Origin of the sequence: Synechococcus sp. 1G10 (genome assembly GCF_002252625.1) — a bacterium.
In the GTDB taxonomy this organism is placed as follows: Bacteria; Cyanobacteriota; Cyanobacteriia; order PCC-6307; family Cyanobiaceae; genus Regnicoccus_A.
On sequence record NZ_NQKW01000020.1, the window covers coordinates 1 to 15,798 of the forward strand.

Sequence of the window (15,798 nt, forward strand, 5' to 3'; positions counted from 1 at the left end):
TGGCCTGATGGCCGTGGCGCATGACATCAGCCGAATGCTTGGCTGGGTCGGCATCAGCCTGGCGGAGACGGGATGAATGTACTTTCAGTCAGCCCTGCCATGAACAGGGGTTGGGCAACCTGCGTGAAGGGTTCCCACGCCAATCCGCCTACGCTCGCCGCAGGATCGGCGACAGGCCCCATCGGCTCCCCAGCCTCAGTCATGGACTTCTTTGACCGTCAATGGAGCACCTACCGCCGGGTTGTCGACCACGACCTGATGGAGCATCAGGCGCTATCGACGGCCACCACGGCGGCGATCGAGGGCTGGCTGGCCGCACGGCCGGCAGGGGCACCGGGCGCACGCATGGTGGATCTCGGCTGCGGCGACCTCGGCCTGCTGGCCCCAGTGCTGCGCCACCTGCCGCTGGGCTCCTACCTGGGCCTGGATCTCTCCGCCCCGGTGCTGCCGCGGGCGGCGGCAGCGCTTGGCCCCGTCTCCTACCCCTGCCAGTGGCGGGAGCAGGATCTGCTGGCCTGGGCCGAAGCGGAGCCCGAACCCGAACCGGTCGATCTGCTCCATTCCGCCTTCGCCCTTCACCACCTCAACGACGAAAACAAGTCGAAGTTTCTGGAGCTCTGTCGCCGTCATCTGGCGCCGGGCGGACTCCTGCTCTGGGCTGATGTGTTCCGCGAGCCGGGGGAAGCGCGCGCGGCCTACGTGGCGCGCTACGTGGATCGGATCCGCAGCGGCTGGAACCCCCTGGAGCCCGAGCAGCAGCAGCAGGTGATCGACCACCTAAGCCAGTTCGACGACCCGGCCGATCGTGAGGCCATCCAGCGCAGCGCCGAAGACTGCGGCTGGCGGTGGCACTGGCTCTGGCAGGGAGCCCACCACGCTGAAGCCCTGGCCATGCTCACCCCGATACGTTGAGGGATAGGCCAGAGCCAGTGCCAACGCGACCGCCGCCGGCTTCCGCGGGGAATGGATCGCCGCACTGGCCGGGGAGGGGAGGGCAAGACCTGGCTGAACCTGCGCCGGTTGCTCCTCTCACCCGACCAGTCCACCCTCACCGACGTCACCCATGCCGGGGGCCAGACCAGGACAAGCCGTTCGTCCGGAAGCGCTGCCCTACGCAGCGCTGAATCCGCTCAGGGCCGGATCTCAACCGGTGTGCCCAAGGCCGTGCGCTGAAACAGCCAGCGGGCCGTTGCACCCGTGGTGCGGATGCAGCCGTGGCTGCGGGCCACACCGAAGCACTGCCCGGCCCTCTCCTGCCAGGGGGCCGGGTGGAGGCAGAGGCGATCGGGAGCGAGGCCGCCACCGCTGAGACACATCACATTCGGCACGGCGGGGATGCGGTAATCGGCCCCCACCAGCGGCGTTTCGCTGTACTTGCTGCCGATCTGAAAGCGTCCCGTGGGGGTTGACATACCAGGAAGCCCCGTCGAGACCAAGGCCGCATAGAGCAGCCGTTGCTGGTCGTCGTAGGCATAGAGCTTCTGCTCGGAGAGATCGACCAGCAGCGCCGCCACGAGTTCCAGCATCAATGGAAACGCGCCTCAGCTGTGCTCCCGCAGGAAGGCCACGGTGCTGGCCAGCTCTTCAGCGAAGCGATCGATCTCCTCAAGGGTGGTGGTGAAGCTGAGGCTGGCGCGGGCTGAACCACTGATTCCGTAGTGGCGATGCAGGGGCTGGGTGCAGTGATGGCCGCTGCGGATGCAGATGCCGCTGGCATCCAGCAAGGCTGAGATGTCATTGGCGTGCAATCCCTCCACCACGAAGGCGGCGAGGGCGCCACGGTCGGGCTGCTGCTGGGGGGTGGGGCCCAGCACTCTGAGGCCTTCGATCGCCTGTAGCCGCTCGAACAGATGGGCGGTGAGCCGCTGCTCCCAGGCATGGATGCGATCAAGCCCGAGTGCATTGAGATAATCGATGGCGGCACCCATGCCCACGGCCTCACCGATCGCCGGTGTACCCGCCTCGAACTTGTGGGGCAGCTCAGCCCAGGTGCTGTGATCCAGGTAGACGTCCTGAATCATTTCGCCACCGCCCAGGAAAGGCGGCATCGCCTCCAGCAGCGACTCCCGCGCCCAGAGGAAGCCCATGCCCGTGGGGCCGCAGAGCTTATGGGACGAACCCACCAGAAAATCAGCGCCCAGGGTCTGAACGTTCACCGGCAGATGCGGCAGGCTCTGGCAGGCATCCACCAGCAGCAGAGCTCCGGCGGCATGGGTGAGCTCGGCGATCGCGCCGATCGGGTTGTGACAGCCGAGCGTGTTGCTGATCTGCACCACGCTCACCAGCCGGGTGCGCTCATTGATCTGATCGCGCAGATCCTCCAGATCCAGTTCACCGCTGGCGGTGAGGCCGGCGTGGCGCAAACGGGCCCCCGTGCGCGCAGCCAGTTGCTGCCAGGGCACCAGGTTGCTGTGGTGCTCCATCACCGTGAGCACGATCTCATCGCCCGGGCGCAGGAAGGCGTCTCCCCAGCTGCGAGCCACCAGGTTGATCGCCTCAGTGGCATTGCGGGTGAAGACGATCTCCCGGGGCGTGGCGGCGCCGATGAAGCGGGCGGTCTTGTCGCGGGCTCCCTCGAAGGCATCAGTGGCTCGTGCACTGAGCTGGTGGGCGCCCCGGTGCACGTTGGCGTTGTCGTGGCGGTAGTAGCGCTGCAGAGCATCGAGCACCGCCCGGGGCTTCTGACTGGTGGCGGCGTGATCGAGGTAGATCAGGGGCTGCCCAAGGCAGGCCTGATCCGCCAGCAGCGGGAAATCAGAACGGGTGAGAGCGGCCAGATCCTCGGGACCGGCTGCAGGGCCTGATTCGGTGCCAGCCTGATGGCCAGATTGCGTCAGAGGGCCGTCGACCACCAGCTCGGCGGGCGTGGACACAGGAGCGGAGGTGGTGTAAGGCATCGTGATCAGCCCTCCCCCAGCATTCGCTGCAGCGGCCTCCAGGCAGCCGCAGCGGCAGGCAGGGCCCGCAGCACCTCCTCGCAGAAGCCGCGCTTGAGCAGTCCAGCGGCCACCGCCGCCGAGAGGCCCCGACTCTGCAGATAGAACAGTTCGTCGGTCTGGAGCCGGCTCACGGTGGCGCCGTGGGCGCAGCGCACGTCGTCGGCCACGATCTCCAGCTCCGGCTTGGTGTCGATCCGGGCCTGGTTGGAGAGCAGCAAGTTACGGCTGAGCTGGGAGGCATTGGTGCGCTGGGCGGCCCGGGGCACCTTCACTGCCCCGTTGAAAACGCTGCGGCCGCGGTCATCGGCGATGGCTTTGTGAAGCTGATCGAGCTGGCCTTCGGGGCCACGGAATTCGACCCGGCTGTGGGTATCCACCACCTGCTGGCCGCCAGCCACCTGCAGGGCTTTGAGGGTGGTGGTGGCTTCGCCATCCACCTGCACCACACGGGGCTCGAAGCGCGAGAGCGCCCAGCCATGGCTGGCCCACACCGACTCAAGGTGACTGCGGGGCTCCTGCTCCACCGCCAGGTGGCCCAGGAAACAGGCCTGACCCTCACCCAGCGCCAAGAGACCATGACGCAGCGTGGATTCGCGGCCCAGATGGGCCTCCATCACCAGGCTCGAGAGACTGCAAGCTGAGCCGAGCTGGATCTGCAGCACCTCCAGGCTGGCCTTCTCCTCCAGCAACAACAACACCCGCACGGGGCGCATCACACTGTCTTCAGCGGCCTGGCTCACCAGCTCCAGGGTTGGGGCCACCGCACCACTCACCCGCAGCGCCAGCACCCGGGTGGCGCTGGCCTGGTTCAACTCCACGGGCCAGTGTTGCTCACAGTTGCAGGCGGCCAGGGTGTGACCCAGCGCCTGCTGCACCTCATCAGAGCTGAGAAGCCCAAGGCCGGCTGGCAGGCTCTGGCCGTTCAGGAGATCATCTGAATCATCGAGCCAGAGGCGGAACACATCGGCCGCAGGCGCAGGCCAGCTGCCCTGGGCACTGGAGGATGCGGGGGCCGGGGCCAGTGCCGTGAGCGGGGCGAGGTCGGTGAAGCGCCAGTCTTCCTGGCGGCGGGAAGGCAGCGGCTGGCGGGATAGGGCTTCCCGGCCGCGCCATTGCACCGCTTCGAGCTCACCGGCAGGAGCAGGCAAACGCTCCAGGAAACTTGTCACCCAGGTGGAAGCTGCCACAGCCGCGGAGTTGGACATCGCAGCCACCATCAAGCCACCTCCAGCACGGCCAGCTCCTGATCGACCCAGTCATAGCCACGATCTTCCAGCTCCAGCGCCAGCTCCTTGCCGCCAGTGCGCAGGATGCGGCCACCCGCCATCACATGGACGTAGTCAGGGGTGATCACATCCAGCAGACGCTGGTAGTGGGTGATCAGCAAGGTGGCGTTTTCAGGACTGGCCAGGTGATTCACACCGCCAGCCACGATCCGCAGGGCGTCGATGTCGAGGCCGGAATCGGTTTCATCGAGGATCGCAACCAGCGGATCGAGCAGAGCCATCTGCAGGATCTCGTTGCGCTTCTTCTCGCCGCCAGAGAAGCCCTCGTTGACGCTGCGTTCCAGAAAGGCAGGATCCATCTGCACCACCTGCAGTCGCTCACGCACCAGGTCCTCAAAGGCGAAAGTGTCGAGCTCCTCCTCGCCTTTCTCCATGCGGCGGGCATTGGTGGACACCCGCAGGAACTCGAGATTGCTCACCCCTGGAATCTCAACGGGGTACTGAAACCCCAGGAACAGCCCCAGCCGGGCCCGCTGCTCCGGTTCGAGATTGAGCAGGTCGGCGCCGCGATAGCGCACGCTGCCGCCGGTGACGGTGTAAGCGGGGTGGCCGGCCAGCACCTTGGAGAGGGTGCTCTTGCCGCTGCCGTTACGGCCCATCACCGCATGGATCTCTCCGGCTTTGATCGTGAGATTGACGCCCTTGAGGATCGGCTTGTCCTCGACGCGGGCGTGAAGGTCAACGATCTCGAGGAGGGTATCGGCGTCGGGGCGAATCACAGCAGACGAAACAAGGGAAAAGACAAGGGAAGGAGCGACGCTCCAGGAGAGCAGAATCTGTTGGACAAGGCCGGGGTGGTCAGCCCACCGAACCCTCCAGCTTGAGAGCAAGGAGCTTGTCGGCCTCAGCCGCGAATTCCATCGGCAGCTGGTTGAACACATCCCGGCAGAAGCCGCTCACCATCATCGACACGGCTTCCTCGAAGCCGATACCCCGGCTCTGAAGATAGAAGAGCTGGTCGGCGGAGATGCGGCAGGTGCTCGCCTCATGCTCCACGCTGGCTTCGGGTTGTTGTGAGCGGATGTAGGGGTAGGTGTTAGCGGCCGCCTGATCACCGATCAGCATTGAATCGCACTGGCTGTAATTACGGGCACCGCGAGCCTTGGGGCCGATCTGCACCAGACCGCGGTAGCTGTTGGAGGAATGGCCAGCGCTGATGCCCTTGCTCACGATCGTGGAGCGGGTGTGAGGGCCGACATGCACCATCTTGGTGCCGGTGTCGGCTTGCTGGCGATTGTTGGTGAGGGCCACGGAATAGAACTCACCCACCGAATGTGCCCCCTGGAGGACACAACTGGGATATTTCCAGGTGATCGCTGAACCGGTTTCCACTTGGGTCCAGCTGATGTGGCTGCGGTCACCGCGACAGTGACCGCGCTTGGTCACGAAGTTGTAGATGCCGCCTACACCATTCTCATCACCTGCATACCAGTTCTGAACGGTGGAGTACTTGATCGAGGCATCGTCGAGCGCCACCAGCTCCACCACCGCAGCATGCAGCTGATTGGTGTCAAACATCGGGGCGGTACAGCCTTCCAGATAGCTCACGGAAGCGCCTTCCTCAGCCACAATCAAGGTGCGCTCGAACTGACCGGTATCACCGGAGTTGATACGGAAATAGGTGGAGAGCTCCATCGGGCACTTCACACCCTTCGGAATGAACACGAAGGAACCGTCACTGAAAACGGCGGAATTGAGGGCCGCGAAGAAGTTGTCGTTGCTGGGCACCACAGTGCCGAGGTAACGCTCGATCAGCTCGGGGTGATCTTTGACGGCCTCACTGATCGAGCAGAAGATGACGCCGTGCTCGGCAAGCTTCTCGCGGTAGGTGGTGGCGATCGAAACGCTGTCGAAAACAGCATCGACAGCCACATTGCTCAGCCGCTTCTGTTCGCTGAGGGGAATACCGAGCTTTTCAAAGGTTTCCAGCAGCTTTGGGTCCACCTCATCTAAACTCGCCTTTTTCTCCTGCTGACGGGGTGCGGCGTAATAGATCATCTCCTGATAATCGATCGGCGGATGCCTCAAGGCGGCCCAGTCAGGCTCCTCCATGCGCAGCCACTGCTGGTAAGCCCGCAGACGGAAATCAAGCAGAAACTGCGGTTCGTCCTTCTTTGAGGAGATCAGCCGCACGACATCTTCGCTGAGACCCTTATCGATCTTGTCAGTTTCGATGTCGGTGACGAACCCGTATTTATAGGGTTGGCTGACAAGATCGCCGACGCTGGTGGAGCTGCTCATGGCATTCAGGCGGCAGGGGGTTGGGTATGGGTTTTGATCTCCTCGAGACTGATGCTCTGCTGCTCACAACGGAAGGGGTTGTCTTCGGTGAGAAAAAGCATGCAGTGGCACTCTTTACGCTCCCTCATCGGCACGCAGGGGCAGTTCCAGAAGGCCTGCTCCGCTTCGGCCTGCTTGTCCTCGTAGTGGCGACAGGGACAGAGAGCCGCGCCCAGCTGCTCCTTGTGGCGCGCCAGCCCTTCGAGCACCACCGCCGTCACCCCGGGATCACTGCAGAAGTAGGTGTCGGTCCGCTTGGCGTAAGCCTCGGCGAAACGCCGGATCAACTCCAGGCTCTCGCTGCTGGGGGCGGCCGTGGCGGAGGGGGCGTCGGACATGAATTCAGAACAACGAGGGAGTCACCGAGGCCGGAGCGGAGCACCCAGGCAGCGGGAGGGTGGAAACAGAACCCGGCAGCAGCTCGGCTGCGGGAGGCTGGCGAGATTCCCCAGGAGGGTCATCGAGCCGGGTTGAAGGCGCGATTGAATTACGAAACTCAATCGTTTCGTTACTCATAACCCTAGGGCAGCCGAGCTGGCGATGGGGGCTGGCACCATTCTGAACTGCCCCTTGCCACAACACCTGAAAGAGCGTGGCAATGTGTGGAGAAGGTTCGCGACCAGACGAACCGGGCTGAGTGTCCGATGAGCGCCTCCACCCAGGCACCAACCCGAGAAGCAGCCCTGGCCCTCCTTCTGCGCCAGGGAGAGGCCACCGCTGCTCAGCTCGCCGAGCTTCTGGGAGTGTCGGTGCAGGTGATGCGCCGCCATCTGCGCAGCCTCGAAGACGATGGCCTGGTGGCCAGCAGCTCCAGCGGCGAAGGCCCCGGGCGCCCAAGCAATCACTGGCACCTAACCCCTGCAGGCCACGACCAGTTCCCCAACGGCAGCGAGCACTTCGCCCTGGGTCTGCTCACTTCTCTGGCCGACAGCCTGCCGGCCGACACCGTTCAGACCCTCCTGCGCCAGCAGGCCATTGCCAAAGCGCTCGACTACCGGCGGCAGATCGGCACAGGCTCCCTGCCTGAGCGGCTGGAGCGGCTGGTGGAGCTGCGCTGCAGCGAGGGCTATGTGAGCGACTGCCACCCCGAGCCCGACGGGCTCTCCTGGTGCATGAGCGAATTCCACTGCTCCGTTTCCCGCCTGGCTGAACAGTTCCCGGTGCTGTGCGACCAGGAACTGCAACAGATGCGCCACACCTTCCCCGACTGCAGCGTGGAGCGGGTGCACTGGCGTCTCGAAGCAGGCCACTCGTGCGGATTCCGCATCACCCCTGACAACGGCGGATCTTCCCAGTTCTCCCAGGATGGCTGAGCCCCAGGCCGGCCCCCTAGCCAGCGACGACCTGACCGCCATTGAGGCGTCCCTGCTCCCCAGCCTCGAGCGCCACCACCTGCGCCTGCTGGCCCACTGCCTGCGCACCCTGCAGGAGGCCGCCGACAGCCGTTGCGGTCCCCTGCCTCCCCGCCCCGCCCTGCTCGCCTGGGTCGCCCGGCACGGCTCCCTGGCTGCCGATCCCGACTTTCAGCAGGTGTTCCTCAGCCAGCTGGAATGTGCCGCCCTGCAGTTGCAGGAGCTGGCGATCAGCCTGGACTGCGAACCCCTCTCCCTCGAGATCGGTGACCTGATCGCCTGGGCGGAGGCTGCAGCCAGAACCCGGCTCAGCCTCGCCAGCCCAGTCCAACCACCAGGCTGACCCCGGCCAGGGCCAGCACCGCCGCCAGCAACCCCCTCAGGCCTGGCCGGTCCCCCTCCAGCCTCGCAAGGGGCAGGGCCAGCACCGGAGCGGTGGCCAGCAGGGCCACGGCCAGGCCTGCCGGCAGGTGCTGGAGGGCCGTCTGTTGCAGCACGATGCCGGCACTGGTGCCCAGCAAAGTGGCGAGCAGCACCAGGGGCCAGCGCAGCCGCAGCGGCCGCGGGCGCATGCCCGGGGGAGGCAGATGCCGCAGCAACGGCAACATCACGATGGCCGCCGCCGCCAGGCGCAGGGTGGCCGACTGCAGCGGCGGCAGATCCGAATCACGCAGAGCCGCTCTTGAGAGCAGGGCACCGGCACTGCCGCAGACCAGGGCGGCCAGGGCCAGCATCAGGCCCAGCCGCTGCCCCCCCGGGGCCAGGGGCACGACGTCAGCCCCCCCGGCCGGGGACGGCTGACGGGCCACCAGCGCCACCGAAAGGCAGATCAGCGCCACCCCAAGCCCCTGGTGCCAGCTGGGCAACTCGGCCAGAAACAGGGCCCCGCCCAACAGCGACAGCGCCGGACCACCCGCCTCGAGGGTGAGGGTGCGGCGCGTCCCCAGCCGGCGCAGGGCCGCAAAGTAGAGGCTGTCCCCCATCGCGATCCCGACCACGCCGCTGGCCAGGAGCAGCATCAGCGCCAGGGGGGAGACCAGCCAGCCCCCCAGAAGCAGAAACGGCAACTGGAGGCCCACCGCAATCAGGTTCTTGACCAGGTTGAGCTGAACGGCGCTCAAGGAGGTGGGCAACCGCCGCCAGAGGCTGCTGGAGATTGCCCAGCAGAGGGCTGCGGCCAGGGCCGCCACGACTCCCGTTGTGGCCACCGGGCAACGGCTGGGGTGAGGGAGTTGCGATCATCGCTACAGCCGTGCTGCCCCCGTGAGCGTTCCGATCTCCGATGCCCTCAGTTTCTTCCGGCTCAGCTGCGGCCGCTGGCGCTCCCAGCGCACCAGCCACCACCTGTTGCACAGGCGCGCCGAGGCCGGCGGGTCTTTGATCGACGTCACGGAGGTGGAGGCCAGCGACCCGCGCCTCCAGGCGATCGCCGAACTGCACGGCCAGGACCCCGCGGGCCTGGTGGGGGGCTGCCAGGTGCGCTGGAACGGCTCGATGGCCTGGGACAAGGCCGGTGAAGCGCACCAGGGGGAGTCGGTGTTCGGCCTGATCCCCACCGACGCCTCAGGGCGCGCGGGATTGCTGTTGCGCGACCGGGGCTACGCGGAGACCGCTCCGGTGGCGGGGCACTTCCGCATGGATGAGCGCGATGGCCTGCTGCTTACCACGGCCTACGAAACGATGAGCAGCCTGGAGCGCTTCTGGTTTCCCAACCCGAATCTGCGCCTGCGCACCAGCACGGTGGAGGGGCTCTCCAACACCGCCTCCTTCTGCATGGAAAGCCGCTGCCTGACCATCGACGGCGAAAGCGAAACCGAAGGCTCAGACGATGGCGCCGCAGTCGCATCGGAGGCCTCCCGCAGGCCACTGGTTTCAGCCTTCGGCTGGTGAGGAGCGTGCCCCTGCAGGCCTGTCAAACATTACGGACTGTGAGCCCTGCCGCCCCGGGCGGGGTTCGATCGGGGCTGACTTCTACGATCCACAGCGACGGATGACGATGTTCGCGTGGCGATCCCGCTTCTGAAGTACGCACCCACCAGCCAGAACTCTCGAGTGAAGGCTTTCCGCGTGGGCTCTGACGAGGATCCGAAAGGCGTCTCGCTTGACAAGGCCTTTGATCGCAACGCCCAGAACGTGGTGATCGAATCGGCATACCGTCAGATTTTCTTCCACGCCTTCAAGGTCGACCGCGACACGATTCTGGAATCGCAGCTGCGCGATGGCCAGATCACTGTGCGTGATTTCATCCGGGCCCTCTGCCTCTCGGATACCTTCACGCGCAGCTTCTACAACCTGAACAGCAACTACCGGGTGGCCCGCCATCTGGTGGAGAAACTGCTGGGTCGCCAGGTGTACGGAAAAGCTGAAGAAATCGCTTGGTCGGCTGTGATCATGACCAAGGGCGTGGCCGGCGCCGTGGATCAGATCCTCGACAGCGACGAGTATCTCGAGAATTTTGGCTACGACACCGTGCCTTACCACCGCAACCGCGTGGTGGGATCCCGTGAAGTGGGCGAAACCCCCTTCAACATCACCTCGCCGCGCTACGAGGCCTACTACCGAAGCATCCTGGGATTCCCCCAGATTGTTTACACCGGCTCCGTCAAATCCCTGCCCACAAGAGCACGTCAGCGTCGCGGTGGCTTCCCCGAGGACTACCTGCCCTGGGTACGTTCCCTGCCTGCCATGCGCACCGGAGCCGCGTCGTCGGGCAACACCAGCATGGATTACCTCTCCAAGGTCCCTTACCGCAGCGTGGGCCGCTGAGTTCAGCGGTTTGCAACCCAAAACTCCCTCAGTAACGGCGGCTCACCCCGCCGTTTTTTCATGGCCATCCAGCGGAGGTCCAGTCAGCTGTTGCTGACGGAGGACGGCTGGATGGCTGAGATCAGCAGGATTGACCCCAAACTGATCCCAAACGAAATCCGGAGAAACGGTGACTCAGGCTCTCTCGTCCTTAGCTCGCATGACCCTGCGTCAGCTCCGCCAGATCGCCAGCGACCTCGGTGTGAGCCTCTACAGCCGCAAAACCAAGGAGGAGCTGCTGAACGAGATCCAGAGCTCCAAGGGCGAAGGGGAACGATCTCTCAGCGAGCCAGTGATGCCAACTGGCGCCTCCGCGCCAAGCCTGGAGATCCTGGAGGCAGGCTTCACTGCAGCGCCGCGGCCAGAGGCTGAAACCAAGGTTGTGTTCCTGCCAAGGGATCCCCAGTGGGCTTATGTCTTCTGGGAAATCGCCGAAGCCGATCGCATCAAGGCCATCGAGGACGGTGCTGGCCAGCTCTGCCTTCGTGTCGCCGATGTGACCGGATTGCCATCCGGCGCGGCTCACCCACACACGCTCCAGGAGGTTCCCGTCGACAGCCATGCCACCGAGTGGTACCTGCCCGTTCCCCTGAGCGACCGCGATTACCGTGTGGAGCTGGGGTACCGCAAGCACGGTGGTGGCTGGCTCTCCCTGGGTTTCTCAGCCATAGCCCGGGTACCTTCCCTGCATCCCAGCGAGCAGATCCTCGATCAGTTCGTCCCCTTCTCGCTTGAAGCGGCCCCCAGCGACACAACCCTGGCCACCTCCTATCCCCAGAGCGGTCCCCACGCGGCCCCAGGAGTCGACAGTGGCCTGCATGAGCGCCTCTATCAGACCGCCACAGTGCGCTGGAAGCATTTCGGCCGCGGTTCCGAAGCCTTCCATGAGCTCGAAGACTCTGACTCCGCCGCAGGCCTGCGCAGTCTCCACGATTCAGGAATCGGCCTCTGGGCCAGTGGCCGCAACGAATCAGGTATCGGTGGTGTGGCGCCCCGCCAGCGTTCCTTCTGGCTTGTGGCCGATGCCGAGCTGATCGTCTATGGCGCCACCGATCCGACCGCCAAACTCACGATCGGCGATGAAGCCGTGCCCCTCTCTCCCGACGGCACCTTCCGCGTGCAGGTGCCCTTCCGCGACGGCCAGCAGCTCTATCCCATCCAGGCAGTGGCCGCCGATGGCGAGCAGAAGCGCAGCATCACCCTCAAGTTCGAGCGCACCACCCCTGAAGACCACAGCAATCCCGCCAGCCAAGCTGTGGCGGAATGGTTCTGATGCGCACCTTCGTCGCCCTCACCCCCCTGGCCGGCACGCTCGCCCTGCCTTTCCTGGTGCCAGTGCTGATGGTCAAAGTGGGCATCGGCACGGCCGTGGGCATGGCCGTCCTTGTGAGCACCCTCTGGTTCGTTGTGATGCTGCGCACCGCTGAGATGCCAGGCCACCACTGAGGCCAGACCAACTTCCCCATAGCGGGGAATGCTCAGGGCAGTCGCAACGCGCCGTCCGTGAGCCCCCTGTCAGACGTCCTACCCGCCAACCAGGCACGGGCGGTCGCCCTGATCTCCTGCCTTTCCGCGCTCGGTCTTGGCGGTTGCTCCGCCACCGCCCGCATCCTGGGCTCCCCCCCGCCGGATCTGCCCCTGCCGGCAGGGGTGGAGGTGGCCTTCAATCATCGCGGCGACCGCCACTACCGCAGTCCGATCAGCGGCGAGCGCCGCAGCGGCGACAACCTTGAGCAGTTCCTGCTCGAGACGATCGAGCGGGCCGAGAGCGACATCCTGGTGGCCGTGCAGGAACTCTCCCTGCCCAGGGTTGCCGAAGCCCTGGTGGAGCGCAAGCGGCGGGGGGTGCGCGTCCTCGTGATCCTCGAGAACACCTACAGCACTCCCTTCAGTGAGCAGCTGCCAGCGGGGCTGAGTTCTCACCAGCTCGGGCGCCACCGCCAGCTGCTGGCCCTGGCCGACACCAACCGCGACGGACACCTGAGCGCCAGCGAGCGCGACCGGGGCGATGCCGTCCGCATCCTGCAACGGGGTGGCATTCCCCTGATCGACGACACCGCCGACGGCAGTGCGGGCAGCGGTCTGATGCACCACAAATTCATGGTGGTGGACCAGCGCTGGGTCGTGACAGGCTCCACCAATTTCACCCCCTCCTGCGTCCACGGCGATCCCGACGACCGCCGCACCCGGGGCAACGTCAACCACCTGCTGCGCTTCGAGAGCCAGGACCTCGCTGCGCTGTTCAGCAAGGAATTCAACCGGATGTGGGGGGATGGCCCCGGCGGCCTTGCCGACAGCCGCTTCGGCATCGCCAAGCAGGAAGGGCCCGTGCAGGCTGTGATGGTGGGGCCCACCCGGGTCGAGGTGCTCTTCGCTCCCCACCGCCGCAAGGATCCCAACCATGGCCTTCTGCTGCTCGATCAGCGCCTGGCCCTGGCCCAGCAACGGCTGGATCTCAGCCTGTTCGTCTTCTCAGCCCAGGGACTGGCCGACCGCCTCGCCGAGCTGCGGCAGCAGGGGGTGGCGATCCGGCTGCTGGCCGATCCCGGCTTTGCCAGCCGCAGCTTTTCGGAGGTGCTCGATCTGCTGGGGGTCTCGATGCCGGATCGCTTCTGCAAACTGGAGCAGGGCAACAGCCCCTGGCAGCAACCGATCACCGGGGTAGGCACGCCCCGCCTGGCCCGCGGCGACAAGCTGCACCACAAGTTCGCCGTGGTGGATGGCAAGACCGTGATCACCGGTTCGTTCAACTGGAGCCCATCCGCCGCCCACGGCAACGATGAAACCCTGATGATCGTGGAGTCGCCCCAGCTGGCAGCCCACTTCAGCCGTGAACAAGACCGGATGTGGCAGGGAGCGGAGCTGGGAATCACGTCCCGGCTGCGGCGCAAGCTGGAGCGGACCCGCCAGACCTGCGGCCAAGGCACACCGCGGCCACTGGCCGCCACAGCGCAGCAGCCATGACCACAGCCCCAGACTCCCAGCCCGTCGTGATCGTGGGGGCTGGCCCCGCGGGAACGTCGCTGGCGATGCTGCTGGCTGAGCGGGGGGTGACGGTGACTCTGGTGGAAGCAGCGCGGGATTTCCAACGCCAGTTCCGGGGCGAGGGGCTGATGCCATCGGGCCTGGCGGCTCTGGAGGCCATGGGTTGCGGCCCCTTGCTGGCCCGCCTGCCCCAGCGGCCCCTGAGCGCCTGGTCGTTCCAGCTGCACCGCCGGGAGCTGTTCAGGGTCGAGGAACCGCTGGAGGGCCAGCGACCCTGCACGCTGATCTCTCAGCCGGCGCTGCTGGAGGGCCTGCTGGAGCGGGCCAGCCGCGCCAGCGGCTTCCAATGGAGGCAGGGTCTGGCGGTGGTGGATCTGATCGAGGCCGAGGGCCGCATCGCCGGGGTCGTGCTCAGCGATGGAAGCCGGCTTGCGGCATCCCTGGTGGTAGCCAGCGACGGCCGCTCCTCGCTGGTACGGCAGCGCTCGGGCCTGGAGCTCGAGCGCCAGAGCAGCCCCATCGACCTGCTCTGGTTCCGCCTTCCCAGCCACCCGCGCTTTGAGAGCGACAACGTCTTCACCATGCTGCTGGGTGAAGACGGGAGTGCCTGCAGCATTTTTCATGGCGCCCTGCCTGGGGAGCTGCAGCTGGGCTGGGTGCTCAGCCCTGGCGAGCGGATCGAGCGCAGCCCCCAGGCCTGGGGCGAAGCTTTTGCGGCCATGGCCCCCGACTGGCTGGCCGATCACCTGCGCCAGGTGGCCGCAGCGATCAGCGCACCGCTGAAGCTCTCGGTTCAGGTGGGCTGCTGCCGCCGCTGGCACCGCCCCGGCCTGCTGCTGCTGGGCGATGCCGCCCACCCGATGAGTCCGATCCGGGCCCAGGGGATCAACATGGCCCTGCGCGACGCGGTCGTGGCCGCCAACCAGCTCCTCGCCCCCCTGATGGCAGGAAATACCGCAGCCATCGACGCCAGCCTGGAGCAGATCCAGGCCGAGCGCTTGCCGGAGATCCAGCGAGCCCAGACCCTGCAGCAGCAGGAGGCACGCCAGGCCCAGCTGCTGCGTCGATCGCCCCTGCTGCGCCGTGCTCTGGTGCAGCTGGCTCCATGGCTGGGGGAGCACATCGGACACTCCTGGCGGCAGCGCCAGATACCCCTGCGGCAGGGTCTGGCCACGGTTCAGCTCACGGTATGAGCCGCCGCCATGATGAGACGTAGTTGCTGCCGTGCATTGATGGCCCGATCAAGCCTTGCCGCCACGCTGTTGAGCGCCGTGATGCTCGCTGCGCCCGGCCTCGGCTGGAGCCCTGCCGAGGCCAACGACAGCCTGGCCATCTACCCGAGTAGTGAGACCCTGCGCCGGGTGCAACTGGCCGCCCTCGACTGCGGCAGGGAGAACAGTTCCGCCACCTGTGATCGGGCCCGCAAGCTGGCGGATCCACTGATGGATCACCCCCTTCTCTCAGGCTTCTGCAAGGACGCCCTCTGGGGAGTGGTGCAGATCGCCGTGACAGACCCCAGCAACAGCCTCAATCGGCGGGACGGCATAAATGCCGCTGCGGACCGGGTGGTCAGCAGCTGCCGGCCGGTGAGCAAGCCCGTAGCCAAGGACGGGGCCGGCGGCGCAGGTGGGCCTGGATCCGCAGCCAGTGGTGCGCCAGGGGGCTCGGGTGGCGCTCGACCATCCGGTTCTGGCTTCGGGTTTGGATCAGGCGGCCGCTGAGTGGCGGTCCAAGCCAAGTGGCCGCTCAGTGCTCAGGGGGTTGTGGCCAGGGGCGTATCCGAGAGCTTCAGCAACTCCTGGGAGGTGCGCTCCATGAAATCCATCGACCAGCCGGTGGTCACTGCCGCCTGATTGGCCAACTGACAGATGGGTGAGCGATCGCCAACGGCCTCACAGCTGGAGGAGAGGCTGAGCAGGGCATTGGTGAGCTTGCCGGTGAGGCAGCTTGAGGTGCCTGATTTCTCGAGAACGGCCGTAGCCGCTTCCCGGGTCACACTGATGGCCTGGGCCATCGGCTTGGCCGGCGCAGCGCCTACCACTCCGGCCTGGACGGGAGCAAGGCTGAGGGCCACCAGGGACAGCAGTAGCCCCTGGATCCTGCTCGAGCGGGAGGAAGGGAAGACCATCGGCGTGGAGATCAGGCAATGAG

Annotated in this window: 18 protein-coding genes; 10 read left to right on the top strand and 8 right to left on the bottom strand. The window is 66.1% G+C overall.

The genetic code is table 11. The annotated features are described in order from the left end of the window. Nucleotides 1–201 precede the first annotated feature (201 nt). Complete coding sequence (locus tag CJZ82_RS13860; protein ID WP_094556359.1) at nucleotides 202–912, top strand: class I SAM-dependent methyltransferase; 711 nt, start codon at nucleotides 202–204, stop codon at nucleotides 910–912. 218 nt (nucleotides 913–1,130) lie between these two features. On the opposite strand, the gene CJZ82_RS13865 is transcribed toward CJZ82_RS13860, so the two are convergent. From CJZ82_RS13865 to CJZ82_RS13890, 6 genes are all read right to left on the bottom strand, one after another. Continuing rightward, nucleotides 1,131–1,526, bottom strand: a complete 396-nt coding sequence (locus tag CJZ82_RS13865; protein WP_094556360.1) for a L,D-transpeptidase — start codon at nucleotides 1,524–1,526, stop codon at nucleotides 1,131–1,133. A gap of 15 nt (nucleotides 1,527–1,541) precedes the next feature. Continuing rightward, complete coding sequence (locus CJZ82_RS13870; RefSeq protein ID WP_233130255.1) at nucleotides 1,542–2,897, bottom strand: SufS family cysteine desulfurase; 1,356 nt, start codon at nucleotides 2,895–2,897, stop codon at nucleotides 1,542–1,544. A gap of 5 nt (nucleotides 2,898–2,902) precedes the next feature. After that, nucleotides 2,903–4,144 carry a SufD family Fe-S cluster assembly protein gene (locus CJZ82_RS13875; protein ID WP_233130256.1) on the bottom strand — a complete coding sequence of 414 codons (1,242 nt, stop codon included), beginning with the start codon at nucleotides 4,142–4,144 and terminating at the stop codon, nucleotides 2,903–2,905. 11 nt (nucleotides 4,145–4,155) lie between these two features. Beyond that, on the bottom strand, nucleotides 4,156–4,944 hold the full coding sequence (gene sufC / locus CJZ82_RS13880; RefSeq protein WP_094556361.1) for a Fe-S cluster assembly ATPase SufC: 789 nt from the start codon (nucleotides 4,942–4,944) through the stop codon (nucleotides 4,156–4,158). A gap of 79 nt (nucleotides 4,945–5,023) precedes the next feature. After that, complete coding sequence (gene sufB / locus CJZ82_RS13885; protein ID WP_094556362.1) at nucleotides 5,024–6,466, bottom strand: Fe-S cluster assembly protein SufB; 1,443 nt, start codon at nucleotides 6,464–6,466, stop codon at nucleotides 5,024–5,026. A gap of 5 nt (nucleotides 6,467–6,471) precedes the next feature. Next, complete coding sequence (locus tag CJZ82_RS13890; RefSeq protein ID WP_094556363.1) at nucleotides 6,472–6,843, bottom strand: ferredoxin-thioredoxin reductase catalytic domain-containing protein; 372 nt, start codon at nucleotides 6,841–6,843, stop codon at nucleotides 6,472–6,474. A gap of 306 nt (nucleotides 6,844–7,149) precedes the next feature. On the opposite strand from CJZ82_RS13890, the gene sufR reads away from it, so the two are divergent. After that, entirely contained in the window at nucleotides 7,150–7,818 is a 669-nt protein-coding gene (sufR, locus tag CJZ82_RS13895) for an iron-sulfur cluster biosynthesis transcriptional regulator SufR (RefSeq protein ID WP_094556364.1), read from the top strand. Then, nucleotides 7,811–8,200 carry a hypothetical protein gene (locus CJZ82_RS13900; protein ID WP_094556365.1) on the top strand — a complete coding sequence of 130 codons (390 nt, stop codon included), beginning with the start codon at nucleotides 7,811–7,813 and terminating at the stop codon, nucleotides 8,198–8,200. Before sufR ends, CJZ82_RS13900 begins: the two co-directional genes overlap by 8 nt. Here CJZ82_RS13900 and CJZ82_RS13905 read toward each other — a convergent pair. Beyond that, nucleotides 8,166–9,065 carry a DMT family transporter gene (locus tag CJZ82_RS13905; protein WP_233130257.1) on the bottom strand — a complete coding sequence of 300 codons (900 nt, stop codon included), beginning with the start codon at nucleotides 9,063–9,065 and terminating at the stop codon, nucleotides 8,166–8,168. The genes CJZ82_RS13900 and CJZ82_RS13905 overlap by 35 nt on opposite strands. A gap of 55 nt (nucleotides 9,066–9,120) precedes the next feature. Here CJZ82_RS13905 and CJZ82_RS13910 point away from each other — a divergent pair, with 55 nt between their 5' ends. The 7 genes from CJZ82_RS13910 to CJZ82_RS13940 all read left to right on the top strand — a co-directional run bounded on the left by CJZ82_RS13910 (nucleotide 9,121) and on the right by CJZ82_RS13940 (nucleotide 15,368). Continuing rightward, nucleotides 9,121–9,747: a phycobiliprotein lyase gene (locus tag CJZ82_RS13910; protein WP_094556367.1), complete on the top strand. Its 627-nt coding sequence runs from the start codon at nucleotides 9,121–9,123 to the stop codon at nucleotides 9,745–9,747. Between the two features lie 114 nt (nucleotides 9,748–9,861). Next, nucleotides 9,862–10,623, top strand: a complete 762-nt coding sequence (locus CJZ82_RS13915; RefSeq protein WP_094556368.1) for a phycobilisome rod-core linker polypeptide — start codon at nucleotides 9,862–9,864, stop codon at nucleotides 10,621–10,623. 199 nt (nucleotides 10,624–10,822) lie between these two features. Next, nucleotides 10,823–11,935, top strand: coding sequence for a DUF4912 domain-containing protein (locus CJZ82_RS13920; RefSeq protein ID WP_198949785.1), 1,113 nt, complete (start codon nucleotides 10,823–10,825; stop codon nucleotides 11,933–11,935). After that, nucleotides 11,935–12,108: a hypothetical protein gene (locus CJZ82_RS18715; RefSeq protein WP_094556404.1), complete on the top strand. Its 174-nt coding sequence runs from the start codon at nucleotides 11,935–11,937 to the stop codon at nucleotides 12,106–12,108. The genes CJZ82_RS13920 and CJZ82_RS18715 overlap by 1 nt, the downstream gene beginning before the upstream one ends. A gap of 66 nt (nucleotides 12,109–12,174) precedes the next feature. After that, complete coding sequence (locus CJZ82_RS13930) at nucleotides 12,175–13,626, top strand: phosphatidylserine/phosphatidylglycerophosphate/cardiolipin synthase family protein (protein WP_233130263.1); 1,452 nt, start codon at nucleotides 12,175–12,177, stop codon at nucleotides 13,624–13,626. Continuing rightward, a complete protein-coding gene (locus tag CJZ82_RS13935) occupies nucleotides 13,623–14,840 on the top strand; it encodes an FAD-dependent oxidoreductase (RefSeq protein ID WP_094556371.1) in 1,218 nt (405 codons plus the stop codon). The genes CJZ82_RS13930 and CJZ82_RS13935 overlap by 4 nt, the downstream gene beginning before the upstream one ends. 39 nt (nucleotides 14,841–14,879) lie before the next feature. Next, nucleotides 14,880–15,368 (top strand): hypothetical protein, encoded by a 489-nt coding sequence (locus tag CJZ82_RS13940; RefSeq protein WP_143593677.1) that lies wholly within the window; start codon nucleotides 14,880–14,882, stop codon nucleotides 15,366–15,368. Between the two features lie 32 nt (nucleotides 15,369–15,400). Here the strand turns inward: CJZ82_RS13940 and CJZ82_RS13945 are convergent, their stop codons facing one another. Further along, nucleotides 15,401–15,775, bottom strand: coding sequence for a hypothetical protein (locus CJZ82_RS13945; protein WP_094556405.1), 375 nt, complete (start codon nucleotides 15,773–15,775; stop codon nucleotides 15,401–15,403). Nucleotides 15,776–15,798: the final 23 nt, after the last annotated feature.

Coding starts and splice junctions, on each gene's coding strand:
- CJZ82_RS13860 (WP_094556359.1), top strand. CDS start 202: ATGGACTTCTTTGACCGTCAATGGAGCACCTACCGCCGGGTTGTCGAC.
- CJZ82_RS13865 (WP_094556360.1), bottom strand. CDS start 1,526: ATGCTGGAACTCGTGGCGGCGCTGCTGGTCGATCTCTCCGAGCAGAAG.
- CJZ82_RS13870 (WP_233130255.1), bottom strand. CDS start 2,897: ATGCCTTACACCACCTCCGCTCCTGTGTCCACGCCCGCCGAGCTGGTG.
- CJZ82_RS13875 (WP_233130256.1), bottom strand. CDS start 4,144: ATGTCCAACTCCGCGGCTGTGGCAGCTTCCACCTGGGTGACAAGTTTC.
- sufB (WP_094556362.1), bottom strand. CDS start 6,466: ATGAGCAGCTCCACCAGCGTCGGCGATCTTGTCAGCCAACCCTATAAA.
- CJZ82_RS13890 (WP_094556363.1), bottom strand. CDS start 6,843: ATGTCCGACGCCCCCTCCGCCACGGCCGCCCCCAGCAGCGAGAGCCTG.
- sufR (WP_094556364.1), top strand. CDS start 7,150: ATGAGCGCCTCCACCCAGGCACCAACCCGAGAAGCAGCCCTGGCCCTC.
- CJZ82_RS13900 (WP_094556365.1), top strand. CDS start 7,811: ATGGCTGAGCCCCAGGCCGGCCCCCTAGCCAGCGACGACCTGACCGCC.
- CJZ82_RS13920 (WP_198949785.1), top strand. CDS start 10,823: ATGACCCTGCGTCAGCTCCGCCAGATCGCCAGCGACCTCGGTGTGAGC.
- CJZ82_RS18715 (WP_094556404.1), top strand. CDS start 11,935: ATGCGCACCTTCGTCGCCCTCACCCCCCTGGCCGGCACGCTCGCCCTG.
- CJZ82_RS13935 (WP_094556371.1), top strand. CDS start 13,623: ATGACCACAGCCCCAGACTCCCAGCCCGTCGTGATCGTGGGGGCTGGC.
- CJZ82_RS13940 (WP_143593677.1), top strand. CDS start 14,880: ATGGCCCGATCAAGCCTTGCCGCCACGCTGTTGAGCGCCGTGATGCTC.
- CJZ82_RS13945 (WP_094556405.1), bottom strand. CDS start 15,775: ATGGTCTTCCCTTCCTCCCGCTCGAGCAGGATCCAGGGGCTACTGCTG.